The 19427-nt window shown below is 71.5% G+C and carries 17 protein-coding genes; 11 read left to right on the forward strand and 6 right to left on the reverse strand.

Annotated features, from left to right (window positions below; translation table 11 throughout):
- Positions 1–35 precede the first annotated feature (35 nt).
- Positions 36–317 carry a hypothetical protein gene (locus ABZ342_RS30990; RefSeq protein ID WP_155543339.1) on the reverse strand — a complete coding sequence of 94 codons (282 nt, stop codon included), beginning with the start codon at positions 315–317 and terminating at the stop codon, positions 36–38.
- 227 nt (positions 318–544) lie between these two features.
- Between ABZ342_RS30990 and ABZ342_RS30995 the strand changes: the two genes are divergently transcribed.
- Entirely contained in the window at positions 545–775 is a 231-nt protein-coding gene (locus ABZ342_RS30995; RefSeq protein ID WP_155543340.1) for a hypothetical protein, read from the forward strand.
- A 187-nt stretch (positions 776–962) separates the two neighbouring features.
- On the opposite strand, the gene ABZ342_RS31000 is transcribed toward ABZ342_RS30995, so the two are convergent.
- Positions 963–2135 carry an ROK family protein gene (locus ABZ342_RS31000; protein ID WP_360480481.1) on the reverse strand — a complete coding sequence of 391 codons (1173 nt, stop codon included), beginning with the start codon at positions 2133–2135 and terminating at the stop codon, positions 963–965.
- Between the two features lie 147 nt (positions 2136–2282).
- Between ABZ342_RS31000 and ABZ342_RS31005 the strand changes: the two genes are divergently transcribed.
- From ABZ342_RS31005 to ABZ342_RS31025, 5 genes are all read left to right on the forward strand, one after another.
- Complete coding sequence (locus tag ABZ342_RS31005) at positions 2283–3713, forward strand: APC family permease (protein ID WP_360480367.1); 1431 nt, start codon at positions 2283–2285, stop codon at positions 3711–3713.
- On the forward strand, positions 3710–6577 hold the full coding sequence (locus ABZ342_RS31010; RefSeq protein ID WP_360480370.1) for a beta-mannosidase: 2868 nt from the start codon (positions 3710–3712) through the stop codon (positions 6575–6577). Before ABZ342_RS31005 ends, ABZ342_RS31010 begins: the two co-directional genes overlap by 4 nt.
- Positions 6574–7464, forward strand: a complete 891-nt coding sequence (locus ABZ342_RS31015) for an ROK family protein (RefSeq protein ID WP_360480373.1) — start codon at positions 6574–6576, stop codon at positions 7462–7464. Before ABZ342_RS31010 ends, ABZ342_RS31015 begins: the two co-directional genes overlap by 4 nt.
- A 228-nt stretch (positions 7465–7692) precedes the next feature.
- Positions 7693–7926, forward strand: a complete 234-nt coding sequence (locus tag ABZ342_RS31020) for a hypothetical protein (RefSeq protein WP_155543344.1) — start codon at positions 7693–7695, stop codon at positions 7924–7926.
- Positions 7923–8333, forward strand: a complete 411-nt coding sequence (locus tag ABZ342_RS31025; protein ID WP_155543345.1) for a hypothetical protein — start codon at positions 7923–7925, stop codon at positions 8331–8333. Before ABZ342_RS31020 ends, ABZ342_RS31025 begins: the two co-directional genes overlap by 4 nt.
- Here the strand turns inward: ABZ342_RS31025 and ABZ342_RS31030 are convergent.
- On the reverse strand, positions 8330–9541 hold the full coding sequence (locus ABZ342_RS31030) for an MFS transporter (RefSeq protein WP_360480377.1): 1212 nt from the start codon (positions 9539–9541) through the stop codon (positions 8330–8332). The two genes, ABZ342_RS31025 and ABZ342_RS31030, sit on opposite strands and share 4 nt — an antisense overlap.
- Before the next feature lie 181 nt (positions 9542–9722).
- Between ABZ342_RS31030 and ABZ342_RS31035 the strand changes: the two genes are divergently transcribed.
- A complete protein-coding gene (locus tag ABZ342_RS31035; RefSeq protein ID WP_360480380.1) occupies positions 9723–10340 on the forward strand; it encodes a hypothetical protein in 618 nt (205 codons plus the stop codon).
- A gap of 10 nt (positions 10341–10350) precedes the next feature.
- Here ABZ342_RS31035 and ABZ342_RS31040 read toward each other — a convergent pair whose 3' ends face one another.
- Entirely contained in the window at positions 10351–11346 is a 996-nt protein-coding gene (locus ABZ342_RS31040) for a LacI family DNA-binding transcriptional regulator (protein ID WP_360480383.1), read from the reverse strand.
- 113 nt (positions 11347–11459) lie between these two features.
- Here ABZ342_RS31040 and ABZ342_RS31045 point away from each other — a divergent pair, with 113 nt between their 5' ends.
- From ABZ342_RS31045 to ABZ342_RS31055, 3 genes are read left to right on the forward strand one after another with little or no spacing between them, the layout of a single operon-like run.
- Positions 11460–11999 carry an NAD(P)H-dependent oxidoreductase gene (locus ABZ342_RS31045; protein ID WP_360480386.1) on the forward strand — a complete coding sequence of 180 codons (540 nt, stop codon included), beginning with the start codon at positions 11460–11462 and terminating at the stop codon, positions 11997–11999.
- Between the two features lie 11 nt (positions 12000–12010).
- Positions 12011–12988 (forward strand): ATP-binding cassette domain-containing protein, encoded by a 978-nt coding sequence (locus ABZ342_RS31050; RefSeq protein ID WP_155543350.1) that lies wholly within the window; start codon positions 12011–12013, stop codon positions 12986–12988.
- On the forward strand, positions 12985–13830 hold the full coding sequence (locus tag ABZ342_RS31055; protein WP_360480389.1) for an ABC transporter permease: 846 nt from the start codon (positions 12985–12987) through the stop codon (positions 13828–13830). Before ABZ342_RS31050 ends, ABZ342_RS31055 begins: the two co-directional genes overlap by 4 nt.
- On the opposite strand, the gene ABZ342_RS31060 is transcribed toward ABZ342_RS31055, so the two are convergent.
- Both ABZ342_RS31060 and ABZ342_RS31065 read right to left on the reverse strand, forming a co-directional pair.
- A complete protein-coding gene (locus ABZ342_RS31060; protein WP_360480484.1) occupies positions 13815–14468 on the reverse strand; it encodes a hypothetical protein in 654 nt (217 codons plus the stop codon). The two genes, ABZ342_RS31055 and ABZ342_RS31060, sit on opposite strands and share 16 nt — an antisense overlap.
- A gap of 105 nt (positions 14469–14573) precedes the next feature.
- Positions 14574–17633, reverse strand: coding sequence for an AAA family ATPase (locus ABZ342_RS31065; RefSeq protein WP_360480392.1), 3060 nt, complete (start codon positions 17631–17633; stop codon positions 14574–14576).
- A gap of 111 nt (positions 17634–17744) precedes the next feature.
- Between ABZ342_RS31065 and ABZ342_RS31070 the strand changes: the two genes are divergently transcribed.
- Positions 17745–19406 (forward strand): peptide-N4-asparagine amidase, encoded by a 1662-nt coding sequence (locus tag ABZ342_RS31070; protein ID WP_360480395.1) that lies wholly within the window; start codon positions 17745–17747, stop codon positions 19404–19406.
- Positions 19407–19427: the final 21 nt, after the last annotated feature.

The raw sequence follows: 19427 nt of genomic DNA on the forward strand, positions 1-19427 counted from the left end.
GGCCGGAGTGAGTCATCGCACGGAGAGGGGTGGCCTCAGCTGTCCGGCTGGACGACCGGCCCGCGTCCGGACAGCGCCAGTTCCTCGGCGAGGATGAGGTTGACGTGCACGGAGGCGTGGCCCAGCACGCGCCGGGCCGCGGCGACCGCGGTCAGGGCCACGAGGATGCCGGTGCCCGCGAGCAGGCCCCCGACGGTGTCCCCGGGGATCACGGCGGCGACGGTGGCGGCCACGAGAACGGGCGGCCACCAGCGGGCGGGGTGGGCGTGCCGGGGCCGCCGGAGTCCGGCTCGCGTGGGTTGCCGGTGCAGGGCCATGTCGCCTCCGATCCGCCGCCGGGTGGTCCTGCATCATGACTGACCGGCTCGTCCGGGTTACCGGGTATCCGCGTTCCGTACACGATCGCCCGAAATCTCCGTCGAACGGCGCAATCGGCGCCTGCTGTGGGTGGCCCGGGCCGGCGTGGAGATCACCACATCGGGGCTCGAAGTCTGTTCGATCAAGTGTTAACCCGAGGTGCTTAGGATGGAGGGAGGAGGTGGACATGACGTCGGAGGAGCTGATGATCGAGTTCGCCTTGACGCGCCTCGACCACCCGGACCTGGACCTCGAGGACCTGGCGGCGCTCGTGGTGCGGCGGGGCGGGCCCGAGCGGGTGCTGGAGTTCGCTTCGGCGAACTTGGCGGAGCGAGGGGAGTTGAGGGCGGCACTGTTCCCGGCGGCGGTCGAGCACGTGCTGCGGGTGGTCCTCACGCTGCGGGGGCCTTCGGACTAGCTCGCGGGTCGGCTTTGCCGGGTGTCGCGGCTGGCTCTTGGCGGCGGCGGGGGACTGATCGGGGCGACCGGTCGTTCTCCTGGTGCCGACCCGGCCGCGCGGCGGATCCAAGTCCATCAGCGGGAGGGGCGACCGGTCGTTTGGTCGCTGTGCGGGCCGGATGCGCTGGGCTCCGGAGTGACCGCTCCTAAGCCCCACCTGCTGCCCGCCGCAGGCCGCGGCGGTCGAACACCAGCTCCCGAGCCGTCCCCAGCGCCGTGGCGATCGCCCCCGCCAGTACCGCGTCCTCACCCAGCTGCCCGGCGACGATCTCCGGCACCACCGGCACCGTCGCCGCCAACGCCCGCCGCATCGGGGGCACCAGCAAGTCCGCGTTGCCCCCGATCCCGCCGCCCAGCACGATCAACCGCGGGTCGAGCACCGCGGTGACCGCCGCGACCACGTAAGCCAGCTTCTCCGCTTCCTCCGCAACCACCCGAAGCGCCCGCGAATCCCCGTCCCGGGCCAACCGGAACACGTCCTTCGCCGACCGCGCCGGCAAGCCCGACGATCGAGCCGCCTCGACCACCGCCTGGCCCGCGGCCGCCGTCTCCATCGGGCCCGGCCGTCGCGTGCCCGCCTCCGCCGGCGGGACGGGCCCGAACGGCAAGTCCGCGATCTCGCCCGCCGCGCCGTGGGCTCCGCGGAACAGGCGGCCTTCCACCAGCAGCCCCATGCCGATCCCCGTGCCGACCGTCAGGCACACCAGCACGTCCACGCCCAGCGCCGCCCCGAGGGCGTGCTCGCCCACCGCGCACAGGTTCGCGTCGTTCTCCACCACGACGTCCGAACCCGCCGTCGCCAACGCCGCGACCAGCTCGTGCAGCAGCCCGCGCCGCTCCCAGCCCGGCAGGTTCGGCGCGCGGTGGACCGTCCCGGTCGCCGGGTCGGGGACGCCGGGTGTGCCGACCACCGTCGAGACGACGTCGCCGGGGGTGAGCCCGGCCGAAGTCACCGCCCGTTCGACGGATTCGCTGACGGTGCGCACCAAAGCGCTCGCGGAGCGGCACCGGTTGGGCTCGTCGAGCCGCGCGACGATGCTGCCCTCCAGGTCGGCCACGGCGATCCGGATCGCCCGCCGCCCGATGTCGACGCCGACGACGTGCCCCGCGTCCGGCGCGGCCCGGTAGACGACCGCCGCGCGGCCCGGGCCGGCCAGGCTGTGGCCAGTGGTCCGGACCAGTCCGTGCTGCTCGAGATCGAGGAGCGCCTGTCCCACGGTCGGTTTCGACAGCCCCGTCGCGGCCGCGATCTGCGGTCGGGTCGCTTCGCCCTGTCCGCGCAGCCGCTCCAGCACCACGCGCTGGTTCAGCGCCCGCATGGTCGCCGGGGTTCCCACCTGCGGCCCGATTCGCCCCACGACGTCCCCATCTCCGATCCGCGTTGCCGCAAGTTTATCCACGGAACTCTTTCGACTCCGCACGTTCTATGTTAAGAAACTTTACTAACTACTAGACGGAGGCACGCCGTGAGTTCACCCACTCGCTCAGGGGAGCCGCAACCCGCCCTTGAGCGCAAGATCGGCCCGCTGCAGGCCACCGCGATCAACATGACCCAGATGTGCGGTATCGGCCCGTTCGTCACGATCCCCGCGATGGTCGCCACCATGGGCGGCCCGCAGGCGATGTTCGGCTGGATCATCGGGGCGATCGTCGCGCTGGCCGACGGGCTCATCTGGGCCGAGCTCGGCGCCGCGATGCCGGGCGCCGGCGGCACCTACCTGTACCTGCGCGAAGCCTTCCAGTACCGCACCGGACGGCTGATGCCGTTCCTGTTCGTCTGGAGCGCGGTGCTGTTCATCCCGCTGATCATGTCCACCGGCATCATCGGCCTCGTCCAGTACCTCGGCTACCTGATCCCCGGCGTCACCGACGACGCGGGCACGACGGCCCTGGGCAAGATCATCGGCGTCGGCATCACGCTCGTCATCGTCGCCGCGCTGTTCCGCAAGATCGGCCAGATCGGCAAGCTCACGACGGTCCTGTTCGTGGTCATGCTCATCGCCGTGCTGACCACGATCGTCGCGGCGTTCTCGCACTTCAGCGGCGCGCAGGCGTTCGCGTTCACGCCGGGCGCGTTCAGCTCGGCCGGTGAAGGCACGTTCTGGGGCGGCCTCGGTGCCGGCCTGATCATCGCCATCTACGACTACCTCGGCTACAACACGACGGCCTACCTCGGCGGCGAGGTCCGCTCGCCCGGCCGGACGATCCCGCGGTCGATCCTCTTCTCGATCGTCGGCATCATGAGTCTCTACTTCCTGCTGCAGGTCGGCGTGCTCGGCTCGGTTCCGCTGGAGGAGCTGAAGACCGCCACCTCGGTCGCCTCGACCGTGCTGGAGCAGGCGTGGGGCTCCGTGACGGCGAAGATCGTCACCGTCTTCATCATCGTCGCGGCCATCGGCTCGGTGTTCGCCGGCCTGCTCGGCGGCTCGCGTGTGCCCTTCGAAGCCGCGCGGGACAAGGTGTTCCTGTCGATGTTCGGCAAGCTGCACCCGAAGCTGAACCTGCCGACGGCCGGCGTGCTCACCATGGGCGCGATCACCATCATCGGCTCGCTGTTCACGCTGACCGACGTCATCAACGCGGCCGTCGCCACCCTGGTCGTCATCCAGTCGCTGGCCCAGGTCGCGGCCATCGTGACGCTGCGCCGCCGCCAGCCGAACCTCAGGCGGCCCTACCGGCAGTGGCTCTACCCGGTGCCGACGATCGTCGCGCTGGTCGGCTGGGTCTACATCTACGTCTCCGCGACCTGGCTCTCGATCGGGCTGTCGCTGGGCTGGATCGCCGTCGGCGCGCTCGCTTACCTCGTCTACGCCAAGACCGAGAAGACGTGGCCGTTCGGACCCAAGGAGATCAAGGAGGCCTTCGCCTCCACCGAACCCGAAGGGGCTCAGGCATGACGAAGAAGCTCGCGGCGCTGGCCGCGCTGCTCCTGGTGCCGGGGGTGCTCAGCGTGGCCCCGCCGGCCTCGGCGCAGGACGTCCACGCCGAAGCGGCGAAACCGCACGGCCTCAGCACGATCGGCCTGCAAGGCTGGCAGGTGCTCACCACCGCCGACGTCAAGGACGGCGGCGACAAGGTCTCCACGCCCGGGTACGCCACCCGCGGCTGGCTGCCGGTCAAGCCGGACGACGCGGGCGCGCCGGGCACCGAGATCAACGCCCTGGTGCAGAACGGCAAGTGCCCGGACGTCTTCTACTCCGACAACATGCGCAAGTGCTTCGGGTACGTCGACAAGCTCGGCCCCGTCGTCACGAAGCCGTTCTCCGACCCGTGGTGGTACCGCGCCGACTTCACCCCGGACTTCAAGAACGGCCAGCACGCGAAGCTGACCATCCCGGGCATCGTCGGCGAGGGCGACGTCTGGGTGAACGGCAAGCTCGTCGCGTCGAAGGACGTCGTGAGCGGCGCGTTCGCCGGGCACACCTTCGACGTCTCGAAGCTGGTGAAGCCGGGCAAGAACACCCTGGCGATCAAGGTCTACCCGAACAACCCGCTGAAGATGTACACGCTCGACCAGGTCGACTGGGGCCAGATCCCGCCGGACAACAACACCGGCATCCAGTTCCCGCCGACGCTGCAGGTCGGCGACGCGCTCACCGGCGACAACGCGCACGTCGTGCAGGACAACGCGCCCGACCTGTCCAGCTCGAAGCTGACGGTGAAGGTCGACGTCACCAACGACGCGGCGAACCCGCAGACCGGCGATGTCGCCGCGACGGTCACCGCGCCGTCGGGCGCGCCGGTCGTCGTCCACCAGCGGGTGACGATCCCGGCGAACACCAAGCGGACGGTGACGTTCGCGCCCGTGAAGATCAACCACCCGCAGGTCTGGTGGCCGTACTCGATGGGCGACCAGCCGCTGTACACGCTGACCACCGCGGTGTCGCAGGACGGCGTGCTGTCGACGTCGTCCAAGAGCACGTTCGGCATCCGCACGGTGACCTCGCGCCTGGTCGGCAAGTCCGCGCCGCTGCCCGAGGGCGCCCGCCAGTTCACGATCAACGGCAAGGACTTCGTCTTCCGCGGCGGCGGATTCGCACCGGACCTGTTCCTGCGCTACGACTCGGCCGACACCGCCCACCAGATCGCGCTGATCAAGAACATGGGCCTCTCCGGCGTCCGCCTCGAGGGCCACGACATGCCGCAGGACTTCTACGACCAGGCCGACCGCGCCGGGCTGCTCGTCATCGGCGGGTTCCTGTGCTGTGACGCCTGGCAGCCCGAGGACGCCTCGACGCTGACCGAGCGCGACTACCGGATCATGCACGATTCGGCGTACACCATCGCGCAGGGCGAGCGGAACCACCCGAGCGTCTTCAACTACGGCTGGAGCGACAACGAGCCGGTGCCGCGCCAGGAGTCCGAGACGCTGAAGGCGTTCAAGGAGGCCGATTTCCAGGTGCCGGTGATCGCGTCGGCGGAGTACAAGAGCACGCCGACCCTGGGCAACTCGGGGGAGAAGGAAGGCCCGTACGACTGGGTCCCGCCGTCCTACTGGTACGACACTTCGCACTTCGACGCTACCGATGACAGCCGCACCAACGCCGGTGGCTCCTGGGGCTTCGCGAGCGAGCAGAGCGCCGGGCACACCGTGCCGACGCTCGACTCGATCAAGCGGTTCCTCTCGCCGACCGAGCAGGCGAAGCTGTGGCAGGACCCGGCGTACAACCAGTACCACGCGAACTTCGAGCCGGACCACGGCGGCTACGCGTTCGGCACGCTGTACACGCTGGACCAGTCGATCACCCAGCGGTACGGGAAGTGGAACTCGCTGAAGTCCTATGTGGACCTGGCGAACATCGCGAACTACGAGAACACCCGCTCGCAGTTCGAGGCGTTCCTGCACCACTCGACGGACAAGAACAACCCGTCGACCGGTGTCGTCTACTGGCAGCTGAACAAGGGCTGGCCGACGCTGCTGTGGTCGCTCTACAACGACGACGGCGACCAGGCGGGCGCGTTCTTCGGCGCCAAGAAGGCGAACAAGCCGCTGCACGCGATCTACGGCTACGACAACGGCTCCGTGACCCTGGACAACCTCGGGGCGACGACGCAGGCGGGGCTTTCGGTACAGGCTCGCGTCCTCGACACCGCGGGCAAGGTCCTCGACGACCAGACGGCTTCCGGGCTCGCGCTCGCTTCGCAGGGTGTCAAGACCGGCGTCCTGAAGCCGAAGGTGCCGGCCGAGACGAAGGCGCCGGCGCCCGCGCAGGTCTACTTCGTCGAGCTGCAGGTGAAGCAGGGCGGGAAGGTCGTCGACCGGAACGTCTACTGGCTCTCGACGCAGAAGGACGTCGTCGACTGGGGCAAGACGCTGGGCAACCCGCAGGCGACGCTGTCGCAGTACAGCAACCTGCAGGCCCTGCAGAACCTGCCCAAGTCGCAGGTCAGCGCCGTCGCCTCGACCCGCGCGAACGGTGGCGACCTCGTCTCCACGGTGACCGTGACGAACACGTCGAAGACGCCGGGGGCGGCGTTCTTCCTGCGGGCCGACGTCCGCCGCGGCACGCCGGACGGGCACGAGGGACCGGGTGACAACCAGCTCGCGAACGCGACCTGGGACGACAACGACATCACGCTGTGGCCGGGCCAGTCGCAGACGCTGACCGTCACCTACAAGGCGGCCGACCTGCGGGGCGCGGTGCCGGTGATCAGCGTCGACGGCTTCAACACCGGCCGGATCGTGGTGCGGGCGGCCGGCGGGTACGGCCACCACGGGGACGCGGCCGTCGCGCCGCAGATCGAGGGGTTCAGGGAGTGACTGAGGAACGGATTCTCGGGATCGACTTCGGCGGCACGAAGGTGGCGCTGGGGCTCGCCGACCACGACGGGAACCTGCTGGCCACCCGCCGGCTGGACACCGACGCGCAGGCGGGGGCCGAGCAGGTGGTGGTGCGGGCACTCGCCGGGGCGCGTGCGCTCCTGGCCGAGTCGGGCGCAGTACCGGCCGCGATCGGTGTCGTCAGCCCGGGAATCGTGCTGCCGGACCGGATCCTGCTGGCACCGAACGTGCCGGGCTGGGAAGAGCTGCACCTGGCCGAGCTGGTGGCCGCCGAGTTCCCGGCCGTGCCGATCTCGGTCGGGACGGACGCGAAGGCGGCGGCACTGGCGGAGTGGCGCTGGGGAGCGCTGGCCGGGGCCGACCCGGCGGTGTTCCTGTCCCTGGGCACCGGCATCGCGGCGGCGGTGCTGGTCGGCGGCCGGTTGCTGACCGGCGCCAACGGAGCTGCGGGCGAGATCGGGTACAACCTGCTCTCGCCGCAGGACACCGAGGGTTTCGCAAGCGGAGCGGCGCCGCTTGAGGAAGCCGTCGGTGGGCGTGGGCTGGGCGGCCGGGCGAGCGAGTTGCTCGGCCGCCCGGTCACCGCGGGCGAGCTGTTCGCGCTGGCCAAGGAGAACGTCGAGGCGAAGGAACTGGTGACGGCGGCGCTCGACGAGCTGTCGATGCACGTGGCGAACCTGGCGATTTCCCTGGACCCGCAACGCATCGCGGTCGGCGGGGGGTTGGTGCGCTCGGCGGATGTGCTGTTGCCGGCTCTGGCGGACCGGTTGGCGCACGCGGTGCCGTTCCCGCCGGAGCTGGTGTCGGCACGCTTCGACCAGGACGCGGCGTTGCTGGGAGCGGTGGCGCTGGCCCTGGGCGGTTAGGCGTCCGGGTGGCGAGCCGGTGCCCCGACCCGGTTCGCCACCCGGTTTCAGTCCGGGAGGCCGGAGGGCGTTCGCGCTCTCCGGCCTTCTCTGCGTCGACCGATGCAGGCGGCTCTCGTCAGTGGATAACTGTGCGGTCTCGACCGGCTAACAGGATCGATACGGCGGTTGCGGCCGACCACAAGATGGCGATTCCCAGGAGCGTTGTGAAAAGGAATGGGAGTCGTCGTGGATGCGGATCTGATCATCTCGCTCGTTACCGCGGCTGCGGCGTCCGGCCTCGTCAAGGCGGTGGCGTCGATAGGGCTCGAATGGCAAAGGCGAAGGAAGCGGAAAAAGATCAAGATATCCCGGGACGGTGAACCCGCGGAAATCGACTTGGACGAACCCGAGCAAGCAAGGATCTACGCCGCCGAATACCTCTCTCGCCACGGCAAGAAGGAATCCGGAGGTGGCGAGTGACGCAGCCATCTCGTCGGCAGGGCAAGCAGCCCGCCGAGCCGTTCGTGGGTCCGACCGGCAAGCCCCTGCAAGCCGGTATCGGCGGAGCGGGCGGTGGAACGATCATGGTCACGATCGCGCAGGCCTTCGGCACGCACACCGTCCACGGCCAAATCATCTTGTACGCCGCGCCGACGGTGTCGGTGATCGCCGGGGCTGTCTTCTTCGAGCTGAAGTTCAGGGCCGAGCGCATGACCGAGAAGTCACGGATCAAGGCGGCCAGGAAAACCTTGGTTAAGCAGAAGGAGGATCCCAACACCACGGCCAGCTACAAGCAGGAACTCGACAAGATGATCGAGGAAATCGATCGCACCGTAGCGAATGCCGAGGTGGCGCGAGTCAAAACCAAACACAGCTCGATCCGCTAACGCGCGGCCTCGGCCGTCGCCAGTTCGGTGCGGTGGAAGGCCGCCGGGGAGAGCTGGAACCACACCAGCACCGCGCTCACCGCCTGGATCGCCGCCACCACCAGCCAAACGCCCCGCAAGCTCCAGTGCGCCGCCACCAAACCGCCGGTCAGCGCACCCAGCGGCGTCAACCCCCAGGCCAGCGCCCGATGGCTGGTCAGCACTCTCCCCAGCAGCGGGGCCGGCGTGAAGCGCTGGCGGCTGGACTGCGAGCAGACGTTCCAGACCAGCACCGTCGACGTCAGGAAGACCAGCACCACGCCGATCAGCGGCGGCCACGGCGGCAGCACCGCCAGCAGGAGCGGCGCCACCGCGCCGAGGCTCTGCGCTCCCCGCATCGACCACGAGTACCCGAACCGGTCGACGATCTTCTGCACCACGAACGACGACGCCACCCAGCCGACCGCCAGGCAGGCGAGCAGCAGGCCGTAGCCGACCGAACCGACGTGCAGCACCTGCGTCGCGTACAGCACGAACATGGAGTTGCCGGCACTGGCGGCGAACGAGCCGAGCGCGACGTTGATCGTGATCGACCGCAGCAGCGGCGTCCGGACCAGGTGCGTGAGCCCGGCGGAGAGGTCGCGCAGCGGGTGGGTCCGCGCGATGGTCCTCGCCTCGGACGGGATGCGCCGCGCCAGGAGGAGGGCGGCCAGCGCGCAGCCGGCGGCCAGCCACGCGGGCGCCCCGGCGCCGACGGCGATCAGGAACCCGGTCAGCGGCGGCACGACGAACTGCACGACACCCCGGTCGATCACGGTCAGGCGCGCGTTCGCGTGGGCGAGCCGGTCCGGCTCGACGAGCTCGGGAACGAGCGCCCCGCTGGCGCCGTCGCCGAGCACCTGCGCGGAGGTGACGACGAAGGCGACGATCAGCAGCACGGGCAGGCTGAGCAGCCCGGCCGTCGCGACGACGGCGAGCACCAGCGCGGCCCCGACCTGGACGGCGTAGGCCCAGGCGAGCACGGCGGTGCGCCGCACGCGATCGATCAGCACGCCGGCGAAGAGAGAAAGCAGCAGCCACGGCGCCTGCCCGGCGATGCCGACGAGCGAGATCTCCCGCGGATCGGTGGTGAGGGAAACGGCGAGCAAGGGGAGCGCGGCGAGCATCAGCCCTTCGGCGGAGGAACCGGACACCGCGACGGCCTGCAGCCGCACCCACCTGTTCGTCACGCGTGCCGCCCCATGATCGGCAGTGTGCCGAAAAGTCGTGAGCAAGCCAAACGATTTACCGCCCCGGGGTGACCGATGTCGCCGGCTCGCGGCGTCGTAACGCCGGGCCGCGAATCCGAGACTCACCCCGGTGAGCTTCCCGGTCGCCAGGCGCGGCCGGTCCGGATCCGAAGGGAACAAGTTGCGCAGGCGAAGTGAAACCGAGCGGGTCGATCCGACGGTCCAGGCAGCGCGCATCACCCGTCGTGGCACGCTGATCACCGCCATGGCCACGGTCATCGCGGCGTTGATCGGCGGCCTTTTCGCGGCCTACAAGGTCGGCAACGACCAGGGAGTGGCCGACGCGCCGCCCCGGACGGTGACCGTCACGGCCACGAAGCCCGGGACCGCGCCGCCGCCCACGTCCACCGGCGCGGCGCAGGCGAGCGAGGTGTCCACCCAGGTGCGGCTCGAATCCGGCACCGGGGTCGACATCGACGCGCCGGACGCGCGCGCCGTGGAAACCAGCGGCCCGAACGGGGACTTCGACCTGTACTTCTCCGACCCGGGGCTCATGGTCAGCCGATCGGCGATGTACTACTACAACGGCGGCGAGAACACGGCGGGCGTCGCGTGTCCCAAGGCGGTGGCCAACGACAAGCCCGCCCCGGGCGGGCCGGTCGTGCTGTCGGCCGGGAGCGAGTTCTGCGTGCGGACCTCGGCGGGCAAGGTGGGCTGGGTCAGCTGCAACGACGTCAAGCCGTCCAGCGACCACACCGGCTACATCGTCCTGAACTACCGGCTGTTCGCCACGACCTGACCCGCCGGGGTCAGCGCCGCACGCGGGTCGACTCGCGGACGACCAGCTCCGGGGTGAACACGACCGCCTGGTGCTCGACCGTCGTGTCCGCCGTCTCGTTCAGCAGCAGCTCGGCCGCCGTGCGGCCGAGCCGCTGGGCCGGCTGGCGGACCGAGGTCAGCGGGACCGCCGCCGCGCCCGCGAACTCGATGTCGTCGTAGCCCACGATCGCCATCTCCTCCGGGATGCGGACGCCCGCGCCGACCATGGCCTGCAGGACTCCCAGTGCCAGCAGGTCGTTCGCGCAGAACACCGCCGTCGGCCGGGGGCTCGTGCCCAGCAGGCGGGCACCCGCGTCGCGGCCGGAAGAGACGTCGAGGCCGATCGCCTCCAGGACCGTCAGCTCCGCTCCCGAATCCGTCAGCGCCGTGCGGACGCCCTGCTCGCGGTCGCGGCACTGGGCGAGGATCGCGGGGCCGTTGACGAACGCGATGCGCCGGTGGCCGGTCTCCAGGAGGTGGCGGGCCGCGAGCGCGCCGCCCGCGATGTCGTCCACCGCGACCGAGCTCGCCTCCGACGTCGGCGCCTTGCGGTCGACGAACACGTACGGCGTGCCGCTGCGGCGGAACGCGCGCAGGGCCTCGCCGGACGTCCCGACCGGGCTCAGCAGCACGCCGCGGACCCGCTGCTCGGCGAACATCGCCAGGTAGGACGCTTCGAGGTCGGACCGCTGGCCGCTGTTGCAGGTGATGATGTTGAGGCCCTCGGCGTGGGCGGCCTGCTCGGCGCCGCGGGCGACGTCGACGAAGAACGGGTTGCCGAGGTCGAGCACGAGCAGCCCCATGATCCGGCTGCGGCCGGCGCGCAGCTGCCGCGCCGACTCGTCGCGGACGTAGCCGAGCTCTTCGATCACCGACAGGACCCGGTTCCGGGTGGCCACCGCGACCACGTGCGGCCGGTTGACCACATTGGACACCGTGCCGATCGAGACGCCGGCCCGCTTCGCGACGTCCTTGATGCCGACCAAAGCACCCCCTCGCAGAGAAAGCGCGAGCCTACCACGCGTATGAAACGTTTCAGCCAGATCTGATCTGGCATCGCGTCTCGCGCCTTCCGGTCGGCAGGCGAAAGGAGGCCGGAATGGACGGTGGACCGCTGCGGGTGGTGGTGCTGATCGGCAGCACCCGCGAAGGCCGCGCCGGCGCGCGTGTCGGCCGGTGGTTCACGGCCGCGGCGGGCCGGCGGACGGGGCTCGACCTCGACCCCGTCGACCTCGCCGAGGCGGACCTCCCGGCGGCCTACCCGGCGGAGCCGACGCCGGGGCTGACCCGGTTCCGGGAGCGCATCGGCCGGGCGGAGGCGTACGTCGTCGTCACGCCCGAGTACAACCGCAGCTTTCCCGGGCCGCTCAAGCAGGCGATCGACTTCGCCTACGACGAGTGGCACGCGAAGCCGGTCGGCTTCGTCTCCTACGGCTACCGGGCCGGCGGCCGTCACGCCGTCGCGCAGCTTCGGGACGTCTTCCTGGAGCTGCACACCGTGACGATGCGCGACGCGGTCGCCCTCGACCTGCTCGCGCCGTCGTTCGACGACGAGCGCGTGCCGGCCCTGCTCGACGAACTCACCTGGTGGGGGCTCGCGCTGCGCGACGCCCGCCGGACCCACCCCTACTGCGCGTGAAAGGACCGCAGATGACCTCACCCGCGATCGAAACCTCCGGGCTCGTCAAGGTTTTCGGTGACACCCGGGCCGTCGACGGCGTCGACCTCGTGGTGCCCGCCGGGACCGTCTACGGCGTACTCGGCCCCAACGGTGCCGGCAAGACCACGACCGTCCGGATGCTCGCCACCCTGCTCCGCCCGGACGGCGGCGAGGCCCGCGTGTTCGGCCGTGACGTCGTCCGCGAGGCCGACGCCGTCCGCGGCCGGGTCAGCCTCACCGGCCAGTACGCGTCGGTGGACGAAGACCTGACCGGCGCCGAAAACCTGGTGCTGCTGGGCCGGTTGCTCGGCCACAGCCGCCCGGCGGCGCGTGACCGGGCCGCGCAGCTGCTGGCGGCGTTCGGCCTCACCGAAGCCGCCGGCAAGCAGGTCAAGCAGTACTCCGGCGGCATGCGGCGGCGGCTCGACATCACCGCGAGCATCCTCAACACACCGGACCTGCTGTTCCTCGACGAGCCCACGACCGGGCTGGATCCCCGCAGCCGCAACCAGGTCTGGGACATCGTGCGCGCGATCGTCGCGCAGGGAACGACCGTGCTGCTGACCACGCAGTACCTCGACGAAGCCGACCAGCTGGCGTCGCGGATCGCGGTGATCGACCACGGCCGCGTGATCGCCGAAGGCACGCAGGGGGAGCTGAAGGCGTCGGTCGGCGCCGGCGCGATCCACCTGCGGCTGCGCGACGCGGCGCAGCGCGAGGCCGCCGAGGGCGTGCTGTCCCGGGTGGTCGACGCCGCCGTCCAGCGCGAACCCGACCCGGTGGCGCTGACCGCGCGGCTCACCGCCGCGGCCGGCGACACGGCGGCCGCGGAACAGTCCGCCCGCGCGCTGGCCGAGCTGGCGGCCGCGGGGATCACCGTCGACACGTTCTCACTCGGCCAGCCCAGCCTCGACGAGGTGTTCCTGGCCCTGACCGACCACACCGCGAGTGGAGAGGAAGCAGCGTGAGCGTCACCGCAGTCAAGGAAACCGAACTCGCCGCGCCCAAGGCCGAAGACCTGGCGGCGGTGCTCGTCGCGACCCGGCGGCCCCCGCGGCCGGGGGCGCTGTCGACGTCGTTCACCTTCGGCTGGCGGGCCGTGCTGAAGATCAAGCACGTGCCCGAGCAGCTGTTCGACGTGACCGCGTTCCCGATCATGATGACGCTGATGTTCACGTACCTCTTCGGCGGCGCGCTGGCCGGTTCGCCGGGGGAGTACCTGCAGTTCTTCCTGCCCGGCATCCTCGCGAGCAGCGTCGTGATGATCACGATGTACACGGGGATCGCGGTCAACACGGATATCGAGAAGGGCGTGTTCGACCGCTTCCGGACGTTGCCGATCTGGCGCCCGTCGGCGATGGTCGGCTACCTGCTGGGGGACGTGCTCCGGTACTTGATCGCCTCGGTGGTGATCATGCTGGTGGGCCTGGTGCTGGGCTTCCGCCCGGGCGGCGGGTTCCCGGGCGTCGCGGCGGGGGTGGCGCTGCTGCTGGTGTTCTCGTTCGCGTTCTCGTGGGTGTGGACGATGTTCGGGCTGCTGCTGCGCAGCGAGAAGTCGGTGATGGGGGTCAGCATGATGGTGATCTTCCCACTGACGTTCCTGTCGAACATCTACGTGAGCCCGGAGACGATGCCGGGGTGGCTGCGGGTGTTCGTGGACATCAACCCGATCTCGCACCTGGTGACGGGCGTGCGGTCGATGATGGCGGGCATGTGGGACGTGCCCGCCGTGCTGATCACGCTGGGCGCGTCGGTGTTGCTGGTGGCGGTGTTCGGGACGTTGACGATGCGGCTCTACAACCGCAAGTGACCGCGGGTGAAGAGGGTGAACTCGATTTCGTCGGCGGCGTGGCCGCCGGTGCGCGCCCAGCGGGCGAGCAGGCTGCAGTATCGCTCGTAGGTCACCGCCGGCCAGGGCCCGATGCGGTGGAGCGATTCCCACCCGCAGTGCTCGCGCAGCGCGGTCGCGACCACCCGGTCGAGGATGAGGCACGGGTGGTCCGGCTCGCCACCCCCGGCGAAGTACAGGAACTTCGTGAAGAACGACGGACCGAAGAACCGGAACGTGTTCAGCCGTCCGGGGCGCATCAGGGCGAAGGCGCGCGCCGGGTCGACCCGCGAGACCGCCGCGGCCTCGGTCAGGAGCGCCCTGGCGGCATCGACGTCCTCGGCGATGCTGTCCAGCCGGCGGGCGCTCTGCCGCAAGTGGGAGCCACAGCCCCAGGCCAGGGTGCGCCACAGCAGCGTGAACACGTCGTCGGCCGGCGCCCACACCTCGGCGCGCGTCAGGGACGGCCCGGCCGGACGCTCGCCCGGCAGCTCTCGCCGGTCGAGCTCTTCACGCCACCACGCGGCGCGGATGGAGACGCAGTGCTCCTCGACCGCCTGCCGGCGGGGAGCCGTGGGAACCGCCCACGCCGGGAGGGCCAGGGGAGTCAGGTCGGTCATCGTCACGGCAAGGGGGTCGCTCGCCGGGCGTGGGCGTTACGGCCGGCTTCCAGCGCGAGCCGAACGGCGCACGCGGTCTCAGCTCGCGGCGGGTGGCCGGGGAGATCACAGGCGCCAGCGGACCTCCCGGTCCGGGGCGTAGCGGCACGACGAACCGGTCGTCACCGTCGCGTTGAGGTGGCCGGCCAGTTCCGGGTGCGAGTCCGCGAGCTTGCGCAGCGTGTCGCGGATGCGGGCCGTCACCGCCTTGCGGGCTCGCTCCGCCTCGTCACCGAGGCGGCGGGTCCGGCCGCCCAGGCCGGCGGCCGTGCGCAACTCGGCCAGCAGTGCCTCGCGTTCGCGGTCCAGGTCCGCCGCCAGGCGGTCTTTGCCGAGGGTCGTCGCTTCGTCGATCTCCGCGTCGAGGTGGTCGAGGCGAAGGCGGTAGGCCGACTTCGCCGCCTCGTCGAGGACCGGGTCGCCGCCCAAGCGCCGCGCGGCGACCACGGTCTCTCCGCCTTCCGGTGCGAGCAGGCGGACCGCGGGGATCTCGGCGCCGGGGGAGCCGAGCAGGATGTGCAGGTCTCGCAAGCCTTTCGCGTCCGGCACCCGGACCTCGCGTCCGGCGAACCGCAGCGTCCACACCTCGCCGGTCCGGCGGAACTCGTCGGACGGGACCGGTGCGGGAGCCGACGGCGAGGCGGCCAGGTGGGCCATGCCCAGCTCCGACGCCTCCGCTCGGACCGCCGCCGTCACCGCGGCCGACCGTTGCGCGTCGCCGGGGGCGCCCCGGGCCGCCAGCGCGGACGCGAGGCGGGCGCGAGCCTCCGCCGCCCACGGGCGCAGGCGCATCCGGTCCGCCGAGGCCGCCGCGGCCGTCAAACGCGAGACGGCGGCATCGTGGCGGCCGAGGGCGGCTTCGAGGAGGCCGGCCCAGAGGTCCACCGGCCCGCTGATCTCGCAGCCGTACAACGCCACCAGCCACTCGCCGGAGTACGGCGTCAGCTCGCCCAGAAGCCGTTCGCACGCCTCACGGTCGCCGGTCAGCGCGGCCGCCTGAGCCTGGTAGCGCAGCCACATCGGGGCGAACTCGCGGGAGAACGGCCCGGTCACCTGGCGGGTCGCGTCCCCTCGCTGGACCGCCGCCAGCGCCGCCAGCAGGTCCGGGTGCGGGTGGTCGCCGGCGGCCACCCGCGCGGTGTGCGCGGCCAGGTCGTCGAACCGGCCCTGCAGCAGCAGGTAGCTCCAGCGCACGTGGTCCACCATGTACCCGAACTCGCGGCCGTACAGCTCCTCGACGCGGTCCAGGTCCGCGTGCGCCTCGGCGAAGCGGCCGCGCAGCGCGCCGACGATGCTGCCGTCGAGCAGCGCCGCGAACTCGGCGCCGGGAAGGCCGCTGCCGACCGTCAGCCCCCGGAGCACCCGGTACTGGTCGAGGTAGCGCGGGTCGCCCTGCTCCAGCAACGCGACCCACTTCAGCGACGCCGCGAAGAACTCGTTCTCCCGATCGCCCGTCCGCCGCGCCAGCACGGCCAGCTCGTCGGTCAGCCGCTCCCGCTCCCGCGCGCTGCCCGGGCCCCAGATCAGGTCGTGACGCGCCCAGAGCGTGAACGACAGCTCCTGGTCGTCTTCGCCGTCGCGAGCCAGCACCGCCGCTCGCGCGGTCAGCTCGAGCGTGACGCGGTCGAGCGACAGCGGCTCCGCCGGCTTCCCCGCCAGTCGTTCGTGCGCCGCCACCAGCAAGTCCGACGTCAATGCGAGGCGCGATCCGGTCGGTGCGGTGCGGGACAGCGTGAGCGCGGCCCGCGCGAGCAGCGCGTCGTCGTCGAGCTCACGCACCAGCGCGACCGCCTCTTCGAAGACGCGCCACGCCTCTTCGTCTTCGCCGCGGCGGCACAGCGTGATGCCGAGGTCGAGCGCGATCACGACCCGCCGCCGCGGCTCGGCCGCCCTCTCGAGCGCCCGCCGGTAGTGGCCGGCGGACTCGTCGTTCGCCAGCCGCGCGCTCGCGTCCCGCGCCGCCGCCACCAGCAGCTCGGCCGCGCGCTCGGCCTCGACCTCGTCGCCGGCGAGGTAGGCGTGGCGGGCGCGATCGGCCGCGAACACCAGCGGCACCAGGTCGGGTTCCGCGTCGAGCGCGCGGACGACCGCGGCGTGTCTTCGCCGGACCTCGGCCGGCTCCAGCTCGGCGTACCGCGACTCCCGCACGAGGTCGTGGGCGAAGGCGAACCGGCCGTCGCCGACGGCCGTCACCAGCCGCGCCGTGGCCGCGCGGGCGAGCAGCTGGTCGATCTCCGGCACCGGCACCCCGGTCAGCGCCGCGAGGATCCGGCGGTGGAACTCCCGGCCCAGCACCGCGGCGTCGGTCAGCAACCGCGTGACCGGCGCCGGCAGCAGGGAAAGCCGCCGCTGCAAGGCATCCCGGACGCCGGGCGCGACGGCCGACACCGGGCTGCCGCTGTGCCACAGGCGCGCGGTCTGCTCGACGAAGAACGGGTTTCCGCCGGTCCGCAGGTGCACCTCGGCGGCCAGCGCGGGGTCCGGCTCGGTGCCGGCGGTGCGGCTCATCAGCTCGGCCACCTCGTCCGGCGCGAGCCCGGTGAGCGTCACCGTGGTCGCCTTCGCCACCAGCGGCAGGACGAGCTCGCGCAGCGGGTGGCCGGGTGCCTCGACCTCGACGTCGCGGTACGCGCCGACGAGCAGCAGCCGCTCGAACCACGTGTGCCGGGCGGCGAACTCCAGCAGCCGCAGCGACGCCGCGTCGGCCCAGTGCAGGTCGTCGAGCACCACGACGACCGGGCGGTCGTGCGCCGCCGCGGCCAGCGCGGTCGTGACCGCGTCGTGCAGCCGGAAGCCGTCCGAGCCCGCCGTTTCGCCGAGCAGTGCCGACAGCGTCGCCGTGTCCAGCCGCGCCCACTCCTCTTCCGGCAGCTCACGGCGCAGCGCGCGCACCACCTGGACCCACGGCCAGTACCCGGGCGCGCTGTCGGAGTCCCAGCAGGCGCCGGCGAGCACCAGGGCGCCGCGGCGGCGGGCGTCGTCGGCCAGCCCGGTGACGAGCGTGGTCTTCCCGATCCCGGCCTCGCCGGTGACCAGGACCAGGCCGCCGTGGCTCGCCACGGCCCGGTCGAGCTCGGCCCGCAGCGCGGCGGCGGGGTGCGCCCGCCCGATGAGCGCGGCTGTCATGTCCGGTTCCTCCCGATTCCGGTGCCGAGCCTCTCACGCTTTCCCACCGTTCGTCGCACGATTACCGCACTAGGCTCCGCAGCGGTGTGCCTGCCGCAGGGAGGAGTCCGGGTGCGGATCTTCACGATCGTCCTGTCCGTAGTGCTGACGTGGGTGCTTTCCGGGGCGGTCGCCTCGGCCGATCCGGTGCTCGAACACGACACCGACAATCCCGTGACGGCGGCGCCCGCGGTGACGAGGCCCGATACCCCGCACTGCACGGTCACGCTGGCCGATGCCTTCCGCTCCAACGCCGCCGACGGCACCCCGCAGTTCTACGAGGGCACGCTCACGCCGCCGAAGGCGTGCGCCGGGCCGTGGGCGAAGGTCGTGATGGACCAGACGGTCACCGTCGGCGGCCGCCAGTACGACCGCATCGGCGACCTGCGGATCGGCGCGACCGAGGTCTGGTGGGGGACCACGGAGGAGCCCAGCGGTGAGGGCAACCGGCCGATCACCTACCACTTCGACAAGGACCTGACGCCGTACGCCGCGCTGCTGCGCACGCCGCAGCCGTTCCACGGCGGCATCGAGAACTACAACTCGCCGATCTACACCGGCGTCTACGCCCAGACCGTGACGCTCACCTACTACCAGGCCGACCGGAAGCATCCCGCGCCCGACGTCGCCGACCACGTCGCCGGCTTCGGCCACGTCGACGCGACGCCTTCGGCGCCCACCGTGCACTTCACCGCGAAGGACCTGCCGCGCAACATCACCCGCGCCTACCTCGAGGTGACGCTCGAAGGCCACGCGTGTGACGAGCAGTGGTTCGACGACGTCCCGGACGCCGTCTCGGCGAAGTACCCGGCGGCCGGGCTCTGCGGCAAGGGCCCGTACCGCGAAGCGAACTTCGCGCTCGACGGGACGCCCGCCGGCAGCGCGTTCACCTTCCCGCACATCTACTCCGGCGGGATCGTGCCGCAGCTGTGGCGGCCGATCGTCGCGATCGACACCTTCAGCCTGCGGGCCGAGACCTACGACATCACGCCGTTCGCGGGCCGGCTCGTGGATGGCGGGACGCATGACCTCTCCTTCTCCTTCCCGGACATCGGCGGCGAATTCACCGTCGTCCCGACGCTACTGCTCTACACCGACAAAAACGCCGCGCGGACGTCCGGCGCCCTCACCCAGCACGATGTCGCGGCGGCCCCGGCGCGGCAGGAAACGGTGAAGGACATCCAAGACGGCGTGAACGTGACGGTCACGGCGAAACGCCACGACGTCACCGCGGGCTACGTCGACACTTCCGCGGGCCGCGTGTACACCCGCGTCGAGCGCACCCGCGACTACCGCAACAGCGACGACGTCACCGGCGGCGGTTTCACCCAGCACGTCGTGCAGGGCGATGCGGGGCAGCAGACGTCGACGTCCACTGTGGACGGTCGGGTGCGCTCGGCCGCCCGGCACACGTGGTCCTACCCGCTGACGACCGACGCGACCGCGAACATCACCGACGACCAGAACCTGCGGATCGCCGGCTCGGCCGAGATGACGCAGACCCTGGCCGACCTCACCGGCGACGGCCGGGGCTGGCGCCCGGTCCGGGCGTCGAGCGAGTGGCTGAGCTCGTCCGGCGTGCTGGCCCGCACCAACGGCGTCAACACCGAGGCCGACGGCCGTTCGCGCACGTCGTTCGCCGGTTCAGACGACCTCGGCCGGCCGTACTTCCACTATGTCGCGAGCGAGCACGGGCTGATCACCGAGAACCGGGAGCTCCCGCCGCGGAGGTGAAACAGCTCTCGCGGTGCCTCA

Origin of the sequence: Amycolatopsis sp. NPDC005961 (assembly GCF_040629235.1) — a bacterium.
GTDB classification, from domain to species: Bacteria; Actinomycetota; Actinomycetes; order Mycobacteriales; family Pseudonocardiaceae; genus Amycolatopsis; species Amycolatopsis camponoti.

Excerpts from the sequence above, each read along its gene's own strand:
- ABZ342_RS30990 (WP_155543339.1), bottom strand. The coding sequence starts at position 317 with ATGGCCCTGCACCGGCAACCCACGCGAGCCGGACTCCGGCGGCCCCGG.
- ABZ342_RS30995 (WP_155543340.1), top strand. The coding sequence starts at position 545 with ATGACGTCGGAGGAGCTGATGATCGAGTTCGCCTTGACGCGCCTCGAC.
- ABZ342_RS31000 (WP_360480481.1), bottom strand. The coding sequence starts at position 2,135 with ATGCGGGCGCTGAACCAGCGCGTGGTGCTGGAGCGGCTGCGCGGACAG.
- ABZ342_RS31010 (WP_360480370.1), top strand. The coding sequence starts at position 3,710 with ATGACGAAGAAGCTCGCGGCGCTGGCCGCGCTGCTCCTGGTGCCGGGG.
- ABZ342_RS31045 (WP_360480386.1), top strand. The coding sequence starts at position 11,460 with ATGGACGGTGGACCGCTGCGGGTGGTGGTGCTGATCGGCAGCACCCGC.
- ABZ342_RS31050 (WP_155543350.1), top strand. The coding sequence starts at position 12,011 with ATGACCTCACCCGCGATCGAAACCTCCGGGCTCGTCAAGGTTTTCGGT.
- ABZ342_RS31060 (WP_360480484.1), bottom strand. The coding sequence starts at position 14,468 with ATGACCGACCTGACTCCCCTGGCCCTCCCGGCGTGGGCGGTTCCCACG.
- ABZ342_RS31065 (WP_360480392.1), bottom strand. The coding sequence starts at position 17,633 with ATGACAGCCGCGCTCATCGGGCGGGCGCACCCCGCCGCCGCGCTGCGG.